Below are 2,147 nucleotides of genomic sequence, written 5' to 3' on the forward strand. Positions count from 1 at the left end.
TTGATGCGGCCGTGGGAGAAACCGCTTCCTATATGGATATCTGAAAGGTGTAGGATTTTAATCATGTTGCTGAGTGGGATTTTTTTTAACGAACCGCAAAGAACGCAAAGGACACGAAGGAAAGAGATGAAAGTACAGGTTATTCTTACAGGACAGCATCGGGAGATGGTTGCACAGGTGATGCAGCTATTCAACCTCAAGGAAGATCATAATTTAGAGATTATGCAGCCTAAACAATCTCTCAATGATATTACCTGTAGGAGTTTGCAAGGTTTAGAAGCTTTATTTAAAGAACTAAATTTAGATTTAGTTATAGTCCAAGGAGATACAACAACTGCTTTGGCAGCTGCTTTGGCAGCTTTTTATCAAAAAATCCCCGTGGGTCATGTGGAAGCGGGGTTAAGAACTGATGATTTATTTAATCCTTATCCAGAAGAAGCAAATAGAAGGTTAATTTCCCAAATTACTCAATTACATTTTGCCCCTACTTCCTTAGCTGTGGAAAACTTGCAAGCTTCAGGAGTTTTAGGAGAAATTCACTTAACGGGTAATACAGTAATTGATGCGTTATTGAATGTGGCTGCAACCAACCCAGCTTGTGAGATACCAGGTTTAAACTGGGGTGAATATCGGACAATTTTGGCTACAGTGCATCGTCGGGAAAATTGGGGTGAACCACTACAAGCGATCGCCCAATCATTTTTACAGATTTTAGACAAATTTCCTGATACCGCTTTATTACTGCCTTTACACAAAAACCCCACTGTGAGAGAACCCTTACAGCAATTATTGGGTAAACATCCCCGGATCTTTTTGACAGAACCATTAGATTATGGTGAATTAGTAGGAGCAATAGGGCGATCGCACCTTTTATTAACAGACTCCGGTGGTTTACAAGAAGAAGCTCCCAGTCTTGGTAAACCCGTGTTAGTTCTCAGAGACACCACAGAAAGACCAGAAGCTGTCACCGCAGGGACAGCTAAACTGGTGGGAACGGAAACTGAAAGTATTGTTACTGCTGCTAGTGAGTTACTGAGTAACCCAGAAGCCTATACAGCAATGGCTAATGCTATTAACCCCTTTGGTGACGGCCATGCAGCAGAACGCATTTTGCAAATTGTGAAAAATTATTTGAGAATTAGTAATTAGTAATGGGTAATTGGTAATTGGTAATTGGTAATTGGGTAAATTATCAATTATCAATTATCAATTATCAATTATCAATTGATAACCAAAGCCCTGCGAGTAGTAGGACCAACTATACCATCTACAAGCAAACCATTTCGGCGTTGAAAATTGCGAACTGCACTAGCAGTGCTAGATCCATAAACACCATCAACTCTGATCCCTAAAGCTCTTTGCACAGTTCTCACACGCTCACCTCTAGCACCTGGTCTTAATAATACTCGACCACCAACACCAACCCCAGAATGACGACGATATCTACCAGGAGTAGTACCTAGCCATCTTTCCGCAACATAATATCCTTGGTAACGTCCAGAAGTAATTTGAGCAAAACCATTTCTCACATTACCAGTATTGCCAATATTTGTACCATTAGGTACACAAGCTACAGATGAGTTAGCGGTGCTAGGACCCCTACGGATAAATAAACAACTACCATTAGTTCTGACATATTCGGCGGAAGCTTGCTGAAGGGGAGCAAGGGAAGCAACAAAGATACTCACACCAGCTAACGCTAACCAAGCAGAAGACTTGAGTAATTTTTGCCAATTAAACTGCAATTTGGGCAAATTCAATTCTAAATTAACCGGAGTCTCTTCATTAGCCATGTACATATAGGAATAAGCCATATATTCCATGATTTTCTGCTCCTTTATGTAAATAATTGGGATATTGCAAAAAATGACTTTGCTTTTTTCTAGATTTAATCTAGATGTATTTTATACTCCTAATTTAGCAGAGTTGTTAATACCTTATTCCGGCCTTTCAACTGTCACAGTACCGTATTTTTAAGTAATCATCACATACTGAACTAAACAGTATTTTTAATTGCTAGTTAATTAGGGGTTGCTGAGAAAGTCTTTCCGTGAGGGCATAGGAGTCAGGAGTCAGGAGTCAGGAGTCAGGAGGAGATTTGAAAATTTCTTTGCCATCTCTTGAAATCCCAAAAAATGCACACTTTT

General features: G+C 39.7%; 1 protein-coding gene and 1 pseudogene. One reads left to right on the forward strand and one right to left on the reverse strand.

Annotated elements, in window-relative coordinates; translation table 11 throughout:
• Positions 1 to 123 precede the first annotated feature (123 nt).
• Positions 124 to 1,149: pseudogene (gene wecB, locus FFR48_RS27465) on the forward strand (non-hydrolyzing UDP-N-acetylglucosamine 2-epimerase); the annotation flags it as partial.
• Positions 1,150 to 1,220: 71 nt separating this feature from the next.
• On the opposite strand, the gene FFR48_RS27470 reads toward wecB, so the two are convergent.
• A complete protein-coding gene (locus FFR48_RS27470; RefSeq protein WP_307722543.1) occupies positions 1,221 to 1,814 on the reverse strand; it encodes a peptidoglycan-binding domain-containing protein in 594 nt (197 codons plus the stop codon).
• Between the last annotated feature and the right edge of the window lie 333 nt (positions 1,815 to 2,147).

Origin of the sequence: Sphaerospermopsis reniformis (genome assembly GCF_005402885.1) — a bacterium.
Classification (GTDB): Bacteria; Cyanobacteriota; Cyanobacteriia; order Cyanobacteriales; family Nostocaceae; genus Sphaerospermopsis; species Sphaerospermopsis kisseleviana.

Excerpts from the sequence above, each read along its gene's own strand:
- FFR48_RS27470 (WP_307722543.1), bottom strand. The coding sequence starts at position 1,814 with ATGGCTTATTCCTATATGTACATGGCTAATGAAGAGACTCCGGTTAAT.